Genomic DNA, 708 nt, shown 5'->3' with positions numbered 1-708 from the left:
CGCCTGCAGCCCGCCGAAGCGCTTGTTCACGCCCGAGACGGACAGTCGGATTTGCTTGTCGCTCATGTGTGTATCCCCTTGTCCGTAGGTTAAGCGCGCACCGGCTTCTTGCTGTTGCGCTTCGCCAGTTTCGCGATCTTGTCCTCATGCTTCGGCGCGGGCCACAGGCCTTCCGAGCGGTACAGCATGATGATCACCATCGCGAGGCCGTACAGCGCCTGACGGATCACTTCCGTATCGACGATGTCATGACCGAACAGCGCGTGCTGCAGCGGGCTCATCGTCGAACGCAGGAATTCCGGGAAGATCGCGAGCAGCACCGCGCCCAGGATCACGCCCGGGATGTGGCCCATGCCGCCGAGCACCACGCAGGCGAGCACGACGATCGATTCCCAGAACGTGAACGACTCGGGCGACACGAAGCCCTGGAACGCACCGAACATCGAGCCCGACAGGCCGCCGAACGACGCGCCCATCGCGAACGCGAGCAGCTTCACGTTACGGGTGTTGATGCCCATCGCCTTCGCGGCGATCTCGTCTTCGCGGATCGCTGCCCAGGCACGGCCGATACGCGAGTGCTGCAGACGCGTACACACCCAGATCACCAGCAGCGAGCAGAGCACGAACAGGTAGTAGTACATGTAGACCGACGGCAGCTGGAAGCCGAACAGCGTATGCGTCTGCGACAGGTTGAAGCCGCCGACGTGC

General features: G+C 63.3%; 1 protein-coding gene. It reads right to left on the bottom strand.

What is annotated here, in order from left to right; genetic code table 11:
* Nucleotides 1-89: 89 nt before the first annotated feature.
* Nucleotides 90-708, bottom strand: a 619-nt coding sequence (locus tag U5798_RS36895; protein WP_322084880.1) for a branched-chain amino acid ABC transporter permease, incomplete at its 5' end; no start/stop codon positions are given.

Origin of the sequence: Burkholderia sp. BCC1972 (genome assembly GCF_905339605.1) — a bacterium.
Taxonomy (GTDB): Bacteria; Pseudomonadota; Gammaproteobacteria; order Burkholderiales; family Burkholderiaceae; genus Burkholderia.
The sequence above is the reverse complement of the archived record's forward strand: the minus strand, read 5'-3'. Positions and strand labels throughout refer to the sequence as shown.